General features: G+C 60.4%; 19 protein-coding genes. 12 read left to right on the top strand and 7 right to left on the bottom strand.

The window, feature by feature from the left end; all coding sequences use genetic code 11:
* The first annotated feature begins 32 nt into the window (after positions 1-32).
* A complete protein-coding gene (locus ACO07C_RS05875) occupies positions 33-236 on the top strand; it encodes a DUF3126 family protein (protein ID WP_354459093.1) in 204 nt (67 codons plus the stop codon).
* A gap of 66 nt (positions 237-302) precedes the next feature.
* Here the strand turns inward: ACO07C_RS05875 and ACO07C_RS05870 are convergent, their stop codons facing one another.
* Positions 303-1,034 carry a hypothetical protein gene (locus ACO07C_RS05870; RefSeq protein WP_421913263.1) on the bottom strand — a complete coding sequence of 244 codons (732 nt, stop codon included), beginning with the start codon at positions 1,032-1,034 and terminating at the stop codon, positions 303-305.
* 110 nt (positions 1,035-1,144) lie between these two features.
* Between ACO07C_RS05870 and ACO07C_RS05865 the strand changes: the two genes are divergently transcribed.
* Both ACO07C_RS05865 and ACO07C_RS05860 read left to right on the top strand, forming a co-directional pair.
* On the top strand, positions 1,145-1,489 hold the full coding sequence (locus tag ACO07C_RS05865; RefSeq protein WP_421913262.1) for a DUF6949 family protein: 345 nt from the start codon (positions 1,145-1,147) through the stop codon (positions 1,487-1,489).
* 17 nt (positions 1,490-1,506) lie between these two features.
* Positions 1,507-2,034, top strand: coding sequence for a gamma carbonic anhydrase family protein (locus tag ACO07C_RS05860; protein WP_421913261.1), 528 nt, complete (start codon positions 1,507-1,509; stop codon positions 2,032-2,034).
* 157 nt (positions 2,035-2,191) lie between these two features.
* On the opposite strand, the gene ACO07C_RS05855 is transcribed toward ACO07C_RS05860, so the two are convergent.
* The 3 genes from ACO07C_RS05855 to ACO07C_RS05845 form a co-directional block, all read right to left on the bottom strand.
* Positions 2,192-2,800 carry a transglutaminase-like cysteine peptidase gene (locus ACO07C_RS05855; RefSeq protein ID WP_421913260.1) on the bottom strand — a complete coding sequence of 203 codons (609 nt, stop codon included), beginning with the start codon at positions 2,798-2,800 and terminating at the stop codon, positions 2,192-2,194.
* 303 nt (positions 2,801-3,103) lie between these two features.
* Positions 3,104-3,721 (bottom strand): PilZ domain-containing protein, encoded by a 618-nt coding sequence (locus ACO07C_RS05850; protein WP_421913259.1) that lies wholly within the window; start codon positions 3,719-3,721, stop codon positions 3,104-3,106.
* 120 nt (positions 3,722-3,841) lie between these two features.
* A complete protein-coding gene (locus ACO07C_RS05845) occupies positions 3,842-4,480 on the bottom strand; it encodes a PAS domain-containing protein (protein ID WP_421913258.1) in 639 nt (212 codons plus the stop codon).
* A 508-nt stretch (positions 4,481-4,988) separates the two neighbouring features.
* Here ACO07C_RS05845 and ACO07C_RS05840 point away from each other — a divergent pair.
* The 3 genes from ACO07C_RS05840 (at position 4,989) to ACO07C_RS05830 (ending at position 6,906) form a co-directional block, all read left to right on the top strand.
* Positions 4,989-5,390, top strand: coding sequence for a hypothetical protein (locus tag ACO07C_RS05840; protein ID WP_421913257.1), 402 nt, complete (start codon positions 4,989-4,991; stop codon positions 5,388-5,390).
* A 243-nt stretch (positions 5,391-5,633) separates the two neighbouring features.
* Positions 5,634-6,392, top strand: coding sequence for a rhomboid family intramembrane serine protease (locus tag ACO07C_RS05835; RefSeq protein ID WP_421913256.1), 759 nt, complete (start codon positions 5,634-5,636; stop codon positions 6,390-6,392).
* Between the two features lie 82 nt (positions 6,393-6,474).
* Positions 6,475-6,906, top strand: a complete 432-nt coding sequence (locus ACO07C_RS05830; protein WP_421913255.1) for a CBS domain-containing protein — start codon at positions 6,475-6,477, stop codon at positions 6,904-6,906.
* 49 nt (positions 6,907-6,955) lie between these two features.
* Here the strand turns inward: ACO07C_RS05830 and ACO07C_RS05825 are convergent, their stop codons facing one another.
* A complete protein-coding gene (locus ACO07C_RS05825; protein WP_421913254.1) occupies positions 6,956-7,213 on the bottom strand; it encodes a YjhX family toxin in 258 nt (85 codons plus the stop codon).
* 289 nt (positions 7,214-7,502) lie between these two features.
* On the opposite strand from ACO07C_RS05825, the gene gatB reads away from it, so the two are divergent.
* From gatB to ACO07C_RS05810, 3 genes are all read left to right on the top strand, one after another.
* Positions 7,503-9,002, top strand: a complete 1,500-nt coding sequence (gatB, locus tag ACO07C_RS05820; RefSeq protein ID WP_421913253.1) for an Asp-tRNA(Asn)/Glu-tRNA(Gln) amidotransferase subunit GatB — start codon at positions 7,503-7,505, stop codon at positions 9,000-9,002.
* 2 nt (positions 9,003-9,004) lie between these two features.
* A complete protein-coding gene (locus tag ACO07C_RS05815) occupies positions 9,005-9,496 on the top strand; it encodes a GNAT family N-acetyltransferase (RefSeq protein ID WP_421913252.1) in 492 nt (163 codons plus the stop codon).
* Between the two features lie 166 nt (positions 9,497-9,662).
* Entirely contained in the window at positions 9,663-10,361 is a 699-nt protein-coding gene (locus tag ACO07C_RS05810) for an AIM24 family protein (protein WP_421913251.1), read from the top strand.
* Positions 10,362-10,389: 28 nt separating this feature from the next.
* Here the strand turns inward: ACO07C_RS05810 and panC are convergent, their stop codons facing one another.
* Positions 10,390-11,241, bottom strand: a complete 852-nt coding sequence (panC, locus tag ACO07C_RS05805; RefSeq protein WP_421913250.1) for a pantoate--beta-alanine ligase — start codon at positions 11,239-11,241, stop codon at positions 10,390-10,392.
* Entirely contained in the window at positions 11,238-12,035 is a 798-nt protein-coding gene (panB, locus tag ACO07C_RS05800) for a 3-methyl-2-oxobutanoate hydroxymethyltransferase (protein ID WP_421917443.1), read from the bottom strand. Before panB ends, panC begins: the two co-directional genes overlap by 4 nt.
* A 265-nt stretch (positions 12,036-12,300) precedes the next feature.
* Between panB and ACO07C_RS05795 the strand changes: the two genes are divergently transcribed.
* The 3 genes from ACO07C_RS05795 to ACO07C_RS05785 all read left to right on the top strand — a co-directional run bounded on the left by ACO07C_RS05795 (position 12,301) and on the right by ACO07C_RS05785 (position 13,878).
* On the top strand, positions 12,301-12,699 hold the full coding sequence (locus tag ACO07C_RS05795) for an NADH:ubiquinone oxidoreductase subunit NDUFA12 (RefSeq protein ID WP_421913249.1): 399 nt from the start codon (positions 12,301-12,303) through the stop codon (positions 12,697-12,699).
* Positions 12,700-12,816: 117 nt separating this feature from the next.
* Entirely contained in the window at positions 12,817-13,419 is a 603-nt protein-coding gene (locus tag ACO07C_RS05790; RefSeq protein WP_421913248.1) for a DUF2155 domain-containing protein, read from the top strand.
* 72 nt (positions 13,420-13,491) lie between these two features.
* Positions 13,492-13,878, top strand: a complete 387-nt coding sequence (locus ACO07C_RS05785; protein ID WP_421913247.1) for a hypothetical protein — start codon at positions 13,492-13,494, stop codon at positions 13,876-13,878.
* The last annotated feature ends 3 nt before the right edge of the window (positions 13,879-13,881 follow it).

Genomic DNA, 13,881 nt, shown 5'->3' with positions numbered 1-13,881 from the left:
CACACGAGCAAGCCGACGATCGGAGAAGACTGTTGAAGCCCGACGAAATCAGAAAGCTGGACGCCTATTTCAAGCGCGTCTTCCAGAACCCCAAATTGCAGGTGAAGGCGCGGCCGCGCAAGGACGACTCGGCCGAGGTCTATGCCGGTGACGAGTTCCTCGGCATCGTTTTCAAGGATGAGGACGACGGCGACTACAATTTCTCGATGGCGATCCTCGATATCGACCTGGCCTGAGACCGGCTACCCGCGGCGGCCGGATCAGCATCGATTGCGTCCGGCCGGCGCCTCCAGCATGTTAATCTAGCGCCCCGTCTTCAAGATGCGCGTGGTTTCAGCGACAATTGCCGCGTCGAGAGTCGGCCAGTCGCCGACAAACTCCTTCGGAAATCGATATGTCAGGCTGAGGTTGTCGCCAACGTGGATGTCGCGTTCGCAGGGCGCCAGCGATTCATCCGCATTCGGCCCACCCAGGCAGCGTGCCACGAAAGGGTCCTTGCCCGGGCGTTCCCCGACGACCAGCACCTCGTTCACATAGCCTGACTTTTCATTGAAGGCGTAGACCGTCGTGCCGCCAGGGCCGGGTCTGCCGGGCTGGACGATCAGCGCGCTGTAGATGGGTGCGAACCGGCCACTCATGTCGCGCGACATCATCTGCTGTTCGAACGAGAGGAAAATGATCTTCTTGGCTGATCCTGTGTGGTTGAAATCGTCGCGCGCGGCTTCGCTGTAACCGTCCATCTCCGGATAGCGGAGATAGAGGTCGAGCCGCGAGGCGATGCCGTCGCGCCTGGCCTGGGCAAAGCGAATGGCATTGGCGGGCACGGCGATGACATTGTTGCCGATGACGATTTCGCGGACTGTGCCGTCGTCTGTGTAGCCGGCCATGGCGATCGAGTGGCCGAACCACTTGCCGCCAAAACTGATCGCCACCGATAGCAATGCCAGCGTCGCGAACGCGTAGAACACCCGCCTCATCAGCGCGGAATCGACCACGGTGAATTCCGGTTCGGTGGCGGTCGCTGCCTGTCTCATGGAAATCCTCGATCTATGCCGCCTGTCCCCAGGCGGGACACATGACGCGGCATGGCCCTTGCACCGCTGTTGCCACGACTGTGCGATTTCATGGTAAATGGAAGGTAAAGATGGGTTCGATGCTGCTTGTGCTTTTCGCGTTTTCAGTCGGGTTGACGGCTTGCGGGCTTGCCGGGTCGGCAATGGAGCTGATCGCGGGCCGCAAGGTTGCGTTCGCGGAGCCCTATGTGTCGCCGGCGCACATGCTTCGCTCCCTCCTCGCGACCGCTTGCGCCGGGCCATTCATGCTGGTCAACGAAGCCCTCGATGCCCGTCGCGACCGCCGCATATCGACGGTTATGCTGATCTCCTGCGGCTGTACGGCGGCCATCTGGGCGCTGGCGCTTGGCGTCGTGCTGATCGCCATTGCCTGCTGGGCTACCCTTCCCCTAGGTTCCGCCGGCTTCCCAGCCTGAGCGAATCGGAGAGACAAATGCCCGCCTATGCGATCGACGGAAAAGAGCCCGCCTTCGAGGAGGCCGGCAGCAACTGGATCGCGCCCGACGCCACGCTGATCGGCGATGTCCAGGTCGGCCGCAATGCCGGAATCTGGTTTGGCGTCGTCATTCGCGGCGACAACGAGCCGATCGTCATCGGCGCCGATACAAATGTGCAGGAACACACGATAATGCACACGGATCCCGGCTTTCCGCTGACAATCGGCGAAGGCTGCACGATTGGCCACCGCGCCTTGCTGCATGGTTGCACGATCGGCGACAACAGCCTGATCGGCATGGGCGCCATCGTGTTGAATGGCGCCCGGATCGGCAGGAATTCGCTGGTTGGCGCCGGTGCTCTGGTCACCGAGGGCAAGGAATTTCCCGACAATTCGCTGATCGTGGGCTCGCCGGCGAAGGTTATCAGGGCGCTCGACGATGCCGCCGTCGCAAGGCTGCGTGGCTCGGCGGCCCATTATGTCGCCAACGGCAAGCGCTTCAAGGCAGGGTTGAAGAAGGCCTAGCTCTCATGACCATCGCCGGAAATGGCGGAGCCGGCCCCGGGGACGGGGGCCGGCTCCTTTCACCCGGTCGTTGGGGACGGGGAGGGTGGGGACTCGACCGGGTTTCTCTTTAGGCGCGTCGCATGGGCAAAGCGCTTGATCTTTGTTTTGCGCGCCCTCAGCGGACGCTGGCGACCGCGTCGGCACGACCGTCATTGATCGTTATCCAGACGCCGGAATTCTCAGTCGATTGGCGCTTCAGGTATGTGTAGTCGGTGTCGGTCCAGGAAAGGACCTTGGGTTCGAGGTTGTCGAGGATGAATTCGCCAAGGCTGGTGCGCACGGTCAGAACGGCATGGCCGTCGCCGTTCGGCTGGCGCACAACCGTCATCAGCAGATTGCCCGCCGGAACGCCGGCATCCATCAGCTCGCGGCGCTTTTCCAGCGCATAGTCTTCGCAGTCGCCGTAGCCGTTGTCAGGGTAGGACCAGTATTCCTCGACGCCGTAATTTTCCAGATCGGTACGCGGCTTGATGCGGGTGTTGACCGAGTTGTTGATGTTGACGATCGTTGCCCACAGCTTACGGGTCAGGTCCACAGGCGGGCCCTTCGGGGTCCGTTCGTTGCATTCCACCGGTATGCGCTGGCAGAAATCATAGTGGCCGACAGGCTGTGTCGTACGTGCGCCGGTGTGCATGAAAACCGGTCCCGCCGCGTATGCCGTCCCCCAAGCGGAAAGCTGCATCGCCATTGCCATAAGCAACAGCTTGCCCCACGTGTTCTTCATTTTTCTAGTCTCCCCGTTTAAGGAGACAATGACAGGGTTGGATTTATTTGACGCAAAAGGCCGAAGTAGATATTAAGTAAAACGCCTGTAGAATAAACATAAAATTTGAATCATCTGAGTATAAAAATATTCAGGATCTCTACGGCCGCGATCCTTGATGGCGGCGGGCCGGAGCCGTCGTTCAGGGGATGTCCGTCTACGCGGTTTCGCTGATGTGTGAATGAGCGAATGCGCACGGTGCTTCGCCAACAAAAAACCGGCCTTGCGGCCGGTTTGATTGGTTCTGCCGATTTGCAACCAGCGTCAGGTGCGCGGCGTGTTGAATTCCGAATCCAGTGTCTCGGGTCGCTGTATGACCGCGAACTCGATGGCCACGCCGTCCTCGAAATGGCGCACCACCTGTCCGCGCATGGTGCCCAGCATCACTTGGACCCCGATCGCCGGCTTGACGTCGATCTCGATCGCCGCGCCCGAAAGGGACAGGTCGATGATGCGGCACTGGTACTGGCGTCCGTCGGTCAGTTGCAGCACGCTTGTCGGATTGCGCGGCGCCACGCGTTCGTGACGTCGGTCTTCCGGCAGATCCAGCTCGTGCTTGTTGGCCAACCAGGTCAACTGTGCGGCGAGTTTGTCCTTCTTGCGGTCCGACGCGATAACGGTCATCGCGAAGCCGTCCTGCAGGGTGCGGGTGACCACGCCCTCGATGCGGCCGATATGATCGATGTAGGCGATGACTTTCTCGCCGGGCATGCCCACGCGCTCGGTGCGCAAGGCAACGTTGCCGGGCGACATATCGACGACCTGGCAGGGGTGCTCGGTGCGGTCTTCCAGCATGAAGCGTCCATAAATCTTCACCCGGACGCGCTGAAAGTTACGCCTTTCAGCGCGGGACGGCGCGTAGTCGACCGCCGCTGACCTCATGACTGCCTACACCCCGTTTGGCATTCCCGCGCGGTGATGCTGGGAATTTCAGCGGAAAAAATACAGCAGCGCAGGTTAACAAAGGGAAAAGCCGGACCTTCCAGCTTGGTGTATTCCGGCTTATTCCTCGCGTCCGCCGTCGAACACCACAAGGTGGCGGATACGTCGCGCCCGACCGAGTGCCGAGATCGTTTCCGGTGCATCGAGTTCCGATGGAACAAGCGACGGAACGTCGATCGCGGGCCGGTTTTTCAGGAACATCGGTTCCTTTTCCGGATCAACGACGCGAATGGAATCAATCAACACGTCGGTGATCGGATCCGCGCCCAGCCAGAACGGTTTCTCGACCGCTGTTATCGCGCCCAGGCAACGTGGATTTTCGATGCCGCCGTCAAGCGGCAGCACAAGCAGTTCGAACTTGTTGGTGCGGCCATTGCGGCTGAAACCTTCATAGGTGATCAGCACCACGGATTTCTGATCGAAAACGCCATGGATGAGCTTTGAGACAAGCCGCTGGTCCTTCTCGCGCCAAAGCGAAGGAAAGGAGAAGCCCTTGAGTTCACGGCCATAGGTGGCGCACAGCCGCGTGCCGGCCAGCCGGAAGACGGCTTCGCCACGGGTATCCTTTTCCAGGATGAATGTATCGGCCAGCAGCGACTTGATATCGGAGGGCTCGATTTCAGAGCGCTTCGGCGCAGGGCGTCCGTCACGCAGGCGGTTCCAATAATGGAACAGCGTGATCGATCCGTTCTGGTTCATGGTATGCTGCTCCGCGCAATCTGTCGTCTGATGTCCCATCGGTGAACAGAAGGGCGCCCTCCGATGACTTACATGCGTTGCGGAGCAGGAAGCGTGCCAGCGTCGTTAACACTTGTTCACGGGTCGGGGCCGTTAAGGTTAACAAGTGGTTTACGTTGTGCTCGCGACAGGCCTATGGCATACCAAAATCACTCCAGAAGCGGTCGTTTTGCGACGATCGGCAGCACTTCGGTTAAGAGTTTTAGGGGAGCAGGGGGCTCGACAAGCCGTTCAAGGGAAACCTTGGACGGCTTCTTTTTGATTCGGGCTCCGCGATTCGATTCGTGTGTGATTCTCTATTGTGGCTTTACTGGCGGCGAACTCGTGCATGGCCCAGAATCACATCGAGATACGTCACGACACGATGATGAAACGGCCTATCCGGCGGCTGCGATCGTCATTGTAAAACCCGAAAATCGGCAGACTATGAAACCATCCGGATGGGTTTCCAACCATGTCGAGGTGCATCATGAAAAAGGTGATCACAGGGCTGTTCTTGATGTTTACCATGCTCGTTGCGTCGGTGGCCGCGGCTGAGACGATAGACGTGTCCGACAATCATGGTGGCAGCGTTGCCGCCTACAGCCAGCGCTGGAAAGGCCTGGCGGCACGTGGCGTCAAAGTGCGGATCGTCGGCGCTTGCCAGTCGGCGTGCACGGTCTTGCTTGGGTACATTCCGCGTGACCACATATGCGTCATGCCGGCAGCGCGATTTGGGTTCCATACCGCGCATCGGCCGGACATGACGGCTGTGCTCTGGCATTCCTATGCGTCCGATATTCAGGGTTGGATCAATGCGCGAGGTGGGCTCACGCCAGACTTCAAGTGGATGGGCGCACCGGACACATATCGCTATTTCCACAAGTGCTAGCATGAGGGGGCCGTCCCCGCGGCGGTCAAGCCAAGGCTCCATCTGTCATAGCCCAGACTCGCAAGGGCGTGATCGGGCTCTGCCCGCGCGGAGATAGAATGCGGCCCGCGAAGTCGTGGTGCCGGTCGGCCTGGACCGGCGATGAAGGTAAGTGCGGGCATTGGCGGCTGGCGTTGCCTACCATTTATGGGTAAGCGGCAGGGATGACCGTGAAACTGAACCCTGGACCGAGTGCAGTGACGCATGAGTGAACCGGATAGCCCTTCGGAAATCGAACAAACGCAACACGAGGCAGAGCCGCGTCGGGAACCGGTGTTCAATCTGCCTCCTGTCGTGCTGGCGGTGATCCTTATCTGCGTGGCCATCTATCTGTTGCAGGAATACGTCCTGACACAAACCCAGCAGTACATCTTGCTTGACTACGGGTCATTCATTCCCGTCCTCTACACCGGCAAATACGGCTTCGACTGGTCCCTGCTTTCCCGACCGTTTACCTATGCATTCCTGCATGGCAGCGTGCCCCATATTGTTATCAATATGGTCATGCTGGCCGCTTTCGGTTCGCCGCTGGCAAACCGACTGGGCACATTCTGGTTCGCGCTCTTCTTCGCGCTGACCGGATTGGCCTCCGTTGTCCTGTTCTGGGCAATTCATCCATTCGGAGAAACGCCGCTGGTCGGCGCCTCCGGAGCGATTTCCGGCATGATGGGCGCCGCCACTCGGTTTGGCCTGCGTACCGAACGTTCGTCTGGAAAGACCGCCTTTGCCGGACCCGTGCTGCCGATCTCGATCATCCTGCGGCTGCGCGGCGTCACAATCTTTATCGTCGCGTGGATGGTGATCAACCTCGCCACCGGCCTGTTCGGCTTCGCCTTCGGCTTTGATGGCCAGATTGCCTGGGAAGCGCATGTCGGCGGCTTTGTCGCCGGCTTCTTCGGCCTGCGCTGGTTCGATCGGCGATGGCAGCACCCCGAGTGGATGGCCACCGACCACCGCACTTGAAATGCAACCGATCGCGGCGCACGATGTTCACCGTTAAGTGAAGCCGGTCAGGGCAGGAACCGGCAAGCAGGAGGAGGTCGCCATGACGGTTAAGGCAATTCTCGAGAGCAAGGGCCACGACGTACTGACGCTCGGGCCGAACGAAAAACTTAGCGAGGCTATTCGCCTCCTGACGGAGCACAGGATCGGTGCGCTGGTCATCACCAATGGCGACCGCAAGATCGTCGGCATTCTCTCCGAACGCGACATCGTGCGGGTGATCGCAAAGGAAGGAGCCGCCGCGCTCGACATCGCGGTGCGTTCGGCGATGACGCCGAAGGTGAAGATCTGCAACGAAAATCATACGGTCAACGAAGTCATGGAGATCATGACCAGAGGCCGTTTCCGCCATCTGCCGGTGGAAAAGGACGGCCTGCTCGACGGCATCATATCCATCGGCGACGTGGTCAAGCGGCGGATCGACGATGTGGAGCGCGAGGCCAACGAAATCAGGGCCTACATCGCCACGGCTTGATCTGAAAGAAAACCGCCGACCGGCATTGCCGGCCGGCGAAGCTTTGCCCTTACCTGTTGTCGAGTTCGGAACGGACGAGTTCGAGCCCGCACTTGGTGACGCCGTAGGGACCGCCATCCGACGACGAAATCGCCTTCTTGCGTTTCAGCTTTCGAAACAGTTCGAGATCGACGCCCGTATAGTGCCATCCGTCGCGGGTAAGGCATTTGACGGAGGCTATCCGTTTCTTGTCGTTCTTTTCGATTTCAATGCGACCGCCCTGCGCGAGCAGGTGCAGGACGCGCTGTTCAGTTCGTGAAATATCCATCTGAGCGTTTCCGGGAAAACAAAAAAGCCGCCGCCGCGAAGCATCGCGGCACGGGGTTTCAGGTCTTCTGCCCTGCCTCACCAGGAGGTCAGGGCCTTACCGGGACTGAGCGTAAGTGGACATCCACTCTCCATTGGAACGAGCGTCCTATAGGCAAACACGCTGCAAAAGGCCAGCCCGTGGCTTTGCGCTTGTCTCTTTTGGCGGTTTGCACTAGCGAATGAGTTTCACTTCAGACGTGAAACCCACGCTCAAGCGTGAGTTCGGTCACCGTAATTCGCAGGCTACCATGACACTCATAGACACCCGCACGCCCGACGCAAAACGCCTGATCCCCGGCGCCACCGGCGACTGGGAGATCATTATCGGTCTCGAGGTCCATGCTCAGGTGACCTCGCAAGCGAAACTGTTCTCGGGCGCCTCGACGGCGTTCGGCGCGGCACCCAACGCCAATGTCAGCCTTGTCGATGCGGCGATGCCGGGCATGTTGCCGGTCATCAACGAGGAGTGCGTCAAACAGGCGATCCGTACCGGCCTGGGACTGAAGGCACAGATCAACCACAAATCCGTCTTCGACCGGAAGAACTATTTCTATCCCGATCTGCCGCAGGGCTATCAGATCTCGCAGTTCAAGCAGCCGATCGTCGGCGAGGGCAAGGTGATCATTTCGGTAGGCCCCGATCGCCAGGGCGAGTTCGAGGACATCGAGGTCGGCATCGAGCGCCTGCACCTGGAACAGGATGCCGGCAAGTCGATGCACGACCAGCATCCGACCATGTCCTATGTCGACCTCAACCGCTCCGGCGTGGCGCTGATGGAGATCGTCTCCAAGCCGGATATGCGCTCGGCCGACGAAGCCAAGGCCTATGTCACCAAGCTGCGCACCATCGTGCGCTATCTCGGCACGTGCGACGGCAACATGGACGAGGGCTCGATGCGCGCCGACGTCAACGTCTCCGTGCGCCGTCCCGGCGGCGAGTTCGGCACTCGCTGCGAGATCAAGAACGTCAACTCGATCCGCTTCATCGGCCAGGCCATCGAATACGAGGCGCGACGTCAGATCGCGATTCTGGAGGATGGCGGCAAGATCGATCAGGAAACACGCCTGTTCGACGCCGTGAAGGGCGAGACGCGGTCGATGCGCTCCAAGGAGGAGGCCCACGACTACCGTTACTTCCCCGACCCCGACCTGTTGCCGCTTGAATTCGACCAGGCCTATGTGGACGCACTCGCAAAAGACCTGACGGAACTGCCGGATGACAAGAAGGCGCGGCTGATCTCCTCGCTTGGCCTTTCGGTCTACGACGCTTCTATCCTGGTTTCGGAAAAGGCGATCGCCGATTATTTCGAAAAGGTCGCCGCCGGACGCGACGGCAAGCTCGCCGCCAACTGGGTCATCAACGATCTGCTCGGGCAGCTCAAAAAGGCCGGCAAGGACATTGAGAACGCTCCGGTTTCGCCCGATCAACTTGGCGCTATCATCGACCTGATCAAGGATGGCACGATCTCGGGCAAGATCGCCAAGGATTTGTTCGAGATCGTCTGGACCAAGGGCGGCGATCCGCGCCAGTTGGTCGAAAGCCTGGGGATGAAGCAGGTCACTGACACCGGCGCCATCGAAAAGGCTGTCGATGACGTGATTGCGGCGAATCCCGACAAGGTCGAACAGGCGCGCGCCAAGCCGACCATGGCTGGCTGGTTCGTCGGCCAGGTGATGAAGGCAACTGGTGGCAAGGCCAATCCGCAGGCCGTCAACGACATCGTCAAGGCCAAGCTGGGCATCGAGTAGGCATGTTCGTCCGCACCGCCGGGGATCGCGACCTCGCCGCCATCCGGGCGTTGCTGGTCGAAACCTGGCATGCGACCTATGACGCAATATACGGCGCCGAGCGTGTCACTGAAATCACGGACAAGTGGCACTCGATCGCTTCCCTGAAGACGAGGCTGACGCGACCGAACAGCGAGTTCCTCGTAGCCGATGACGGCAAGCGCATTGGCGGCGTGGCTTTCGCCGAAAGCGTCGAAGGCGGCAAACTGGTTACCCTGAAACAGCTCTACGTGCTTCCCAGCCTCCAGGGCCGGGGCATTGGTGGAATGCTCCTCGACGAGGTCATCGAAAGTTTCCCCGAAGCCCATGCCGTCAGCCTGGAGGTGGAGGAGCAGAACACGCGCGCAATCGCCTTCTATGAAGCGAACGGCTTCGTGCGATCCGCCCAGGCCGGTGACCACGCCGGCGCCACGGGAAAGCCCACGCTCGTCTACCGCCGGCCTCTTGCCGGCTGATCGTCACCAGCAGGCCTATGCGTGTATCACCTTCGCGCGAGCGGAAGGCAAAGGGTTCGTTTTCGTTTGACGGTAGGATGTCCCGGCACCAAGCTCACGGCGCCGGGATCTGCGGGCATGCCAGAACAACTGGATGTTTGCGCGGGGCCGGCGTTGAGGGGGAACCATGCCAAGCCTACCAGAATTGTTGCCGACACAGGCGTCGGATGAAACCTTTGGCGGCGTCACCTACCATATTGCGGGCGAGTTGGTGCCTGTTCTTTCGGTCGATGTTTCGCGCATGTCCGTCTATTTCGAGCATCACATCCTGCTCTGGAAGAACTCCACCATCACCATCGGCCTGAAATCGCTGAAAGGCGCGCTGAAGCGCATGATGGCCGGTATGCAGATATTCGTCACCGAGGCGTCGGGGCAGGGCATCATCGCCTTCAGTCGCGACGGACCGGGCCATATCGTGCCGATTCATCTCAAGCGCGGTGAAGAGATTCAGGTGCGCGAACATCAGTTTCTCGCCGCCACCGGCAATGTCGAATACACATTCGAGCGCGTGCGGGGCATGGCGACGATGCTGTTTGGCCAGAGCGGCTTCTTCATCGATCGCTTTCGCGGCGATGCCGGCGACGGCGTTGTCTGGCTGCACGGCTATGGCAATGTCTTCGAAAAGACACTTGCCGCCGGCGAAACGATCGACATCGAGCCCGGTGGCTGGCTGTTCAAGGATGCGTCGGTCAGGATGGAGACCAAGATCGACCGCCTATCCAGCGGCTTCTTCGGCGCCAACATGAATTTCATAGTTAACCGCTTCACCGGTCCGGGCCGGGTTGGCATCCAGTCGATGTATCTGCATATGCCGACCGAGGAATGACGTGTGGTTTGAGCGTTGCCCCTTTGGCCTAGCGGGAGGGAATCTCGACATTGTCGATCAGCCTGGTCTTGCCCAGCCATGCGGCGGCAAGCAGTCGGCCGCTATGGTCGTTTCGCCAAGGCGAGAGTGTAAGGTTCTCGCGCGCCTGCACATAGTCGATCGTTCCGAATCCGCCTTGAGTAAGCGCTGAAACGGCATCCCCGGTCACGGTTGCTTCATCGGCTCCTGCTGCCAGAGCCGCCGCTGTCTCGCGCAATATCACGTTGAACTGGCGGGCGATCTTCAACTCGGTCTCGCTGAGATAGGCGTTGCGCGAGGACATGGCGAGACCATGGGCATCACGCACGGTCGGCGCACCGATGATTTCGACAGGCAGATCGAGGTCGCGGCAAAGCTGCCTGACAACGCAAAGCTGCTGGTAGTCCTTTTCGCCGAAAACCGCGACGTCGGGAGACGCCTGCAAAAACAGTTTTGCCACGACGGTTGCGACACCTTCGAAGAACGTCGGACGGAAGTCCGATTCGAGGCCGAGGGAGGGGCCGCCGACCGAAATCCTGGTGGCGAAGCCGGCAGGGTACATTGCCGCGACCGTTGGTGTGAAAGCCAGATGAGCGTTCGCCTCCGCGAGGCGGTCGAGATCAGCGGCAAGCTGGCGCGGATACTTGTCGAGGTCCTCGCTGGGGGCGAACTGTGCCGGATTGACGAAGATCGAGACGACGCAACGGTCGGCCTTCTCAAGCGCCATCCTCACCAGTGAGATGTGTCCGTCATGCAGCGCACCCATGGTTGGCACCATGGCAACGCTGAGTCCGTCGCGCCGCCAGCCGCGGATTTGAGCGCGGAGAGCCGCAACGCTGTCGACGACGATCGGCCCGCTCATGTCCGCTCCTTGCCAGTCGTTGCGGAAAAGACGTGGTCCGGGCCCGGGAAAGCACGGCTCCGCACCTCCGCCGCATAGGTCGACGCGGCTTGCGAGATCACATCGCGCAGCTTGGCGTATTCCTTGACGAATCTTGGCACACGATCGACGGTCAGGCCGACCATGTCGTCGATCACCAGGATCTGGCCGTCGCAATCGCCGCTTGCGCCGATGCCGATCGTCGGAATGGAGATATTTCGTGTGAGGTCGGCGGCAACGGCTTCGATCGTGCCTTCGATGACCACCGAAAAAGCGCCGGCCTTTTCGACCGCGGCCGCGTCCCGAAACAGCGCCGCCGCATTCTCCTCGGTTCGCCCCTTGATCCTGTAGCCGCCGTCGGCCTCCACCGATTGCGGCAGCAGGCCGATATGACCCATGACCGGGATGCCCTCGGCTACAATTGCCGCTATCTGCGCGGCCATGCCGACGCCCCCCTCGAGCTTCACAGCCTGGCAGCCGGTCTCGCCGACAATACGCCGTGCGGAGGCGACAGCTTGAGTGGCGGAGTCCTCATAGCTTCCGGCCGGCATGTCGACCACGACGCACGCCTTTGCAGAGCCCCGCATGACGGCCTGCCCATGGGCGATCATCATTTCAACCGAGGCCCCCAGTGTCGTCTGGTGGCCATGCAGAACCATCGCGACGCTGTCACCGACCAGGAGCAGGTCGACATGGTCGTCGAGCAGGCGGGCAACAGGGTAGGTATAGGCGGTCAGACAGACGATCGGCACACCACCCTTGCGATCGCGAATCATATCGGTGCTGATGCGGAGATCGAGGTCGGATGCGTCTGGGCCCACTCTTAATCTCCTCGGCCAGTAACCATGGCGGGCGCCCGCTTTCGGCGCGCCGAGCTTTAGAAACAGGAAGCTGGCTTGGCAAGCTTACTCTGCCGAGGCATGCGATCGTACATTGGCTTTCCAGCGGTCCATTTGCGCGGTCGCCGTGGCAAAACCCTTGCCTTCGCGATGACCTGACGCCATAAGCAGGAGACAGGCGCCGTGGCGCGAGGACTCCGAGATGAAGACTTTCCTTACGCAGTTTTTCACCTGGTGGAACAGCCAGACCATAGGCACGCGCTTGCATACATGGCGCTATGGCAAAAGGGTCGGGCAGGACGAGGCCGGTAATATTTACTACGAGGGCGGCATCGATTCGGAAGGCCGTACCCGTCGCTGGGTCATCTATCGCAACTATTCGGAAGCCTCGATGATTCCGCCGGGCTGGCACGGTTGGATGCATCATCGCGTCGATGTCGCTCCGCCCAGCGACGACTACAAGCCGCGCGATTGGCAGAAGCCGCATCAACCGAACCTGACCGGTAGCCCCGCCGCCTATCGCCCCAAGGGCTCCGTGCTGACCAACCAGCACCGTCCGCAGGTGACCGGCGACTACGACGCCTGGACACCCGGCTCGTAATCACAAGCTCGGTCCTTTATCGCCACAATTGGCGTTTAGCTGCTTGCTCATCTGACAGCGGCAACTAGCCTCGTTGATTGAGAGAATCACCCGGGCGCCAACCACCGGTATCCTTGTATGAGCATTTTCGGCCGAATCTCTGTGCGTGGACTGATGGCGGCGGCAGCCGCCGTTGCCGCTTGCAGCACGGCATTCGCTGCTTCTCCCGAACCCGCGCCGGCCGTCCCGACGCAGGCCGCGCCTGCGGGTTCCGATCGCATCAGCAATCCGGTTGCCGAATTCGCAGGCATCGACAAGATCACCGGTCGCATCATAACCTTCGATGTCTATATCGACGAGACGGTGCAGTTCGGGGCATTGCAGGTCACTCCGCGCGTTTGCTATTCGCGGCCGCAAACCGAAGAGCCGAAGACGGATTCGTTTGTCGAAGTCGACGAGATCACGCTCGACCGGAAGATTCGCCGCATCTTTACCGGCTGGATGTTTGCCGAAAGTCCCGGCCTCAACGCTGTCGAACACGCCGTCTATGATATCTGGCTGAAGGAATGCAAACAGAAGTCGGACGTGCCGGCGCCTGACGCGGCGAAAGCTGGTGGCACCAAGGCCGACGCCGGCAAAACCAGTGGCTCCAAGCCCGCCGCCTCAAAGCCCGCCGCCTCCAAGCCAAAGCCCGCCTCTGTCCCGGACACAACCGGCGACGAGACCACCAACACCAACTGATCCTTCGGAACCGCCAAGCCGGCCAGACGTTGGCTAGCGGACCGCGCAAAGATGCGCATGGAGGATTCCGCGATGCCAGCCAGCAAGCCGATCACCGCGAGCAAGAAGGAATTGCTTGAGCTCGAAAGAGGGTTCTGGACAGGCAATGCGGCCTTCTATGCCGCCAATGCGGACACGGAATGCCTTGTCGCTTTCCCGGAAATGGCACAAGCGATGAGCAACGCTGAGCTGGCTGAAACCGTGGTAAAACCCAATCGTTGGCGCAGTCTCGAGATCGAGCTCAAGGGCATGGTCGAGCCCGGCAGCGATATTGTCATGCTGACCTACGAGGCGCATGCGATACGCGAAAATGGCGAACCCTACGCGGCCCTGGTCAGCACCGGCTATGTCCACCGCGTCAACGGCTGGAAGATGATGTTCCATTCGCACACGCCGTTGAAGGCTGTCGCGAAAGGCTGATCA

The sequence above is a fragment of the Mesorhizobium sp. genome (assembly GCF_965229135.1).
In the GTDB taxonomy this organism is placed as follows: Bacteria; Pseudomonadota; Alphaproteobacteria; order Rhizobiales; family Rhizobiaceae; genus Mesorhizobium.
Note: the sequence above shows the minus strand (reverse complement) of the source record. Positions and strands in the feature narration are given on the sequence as shown.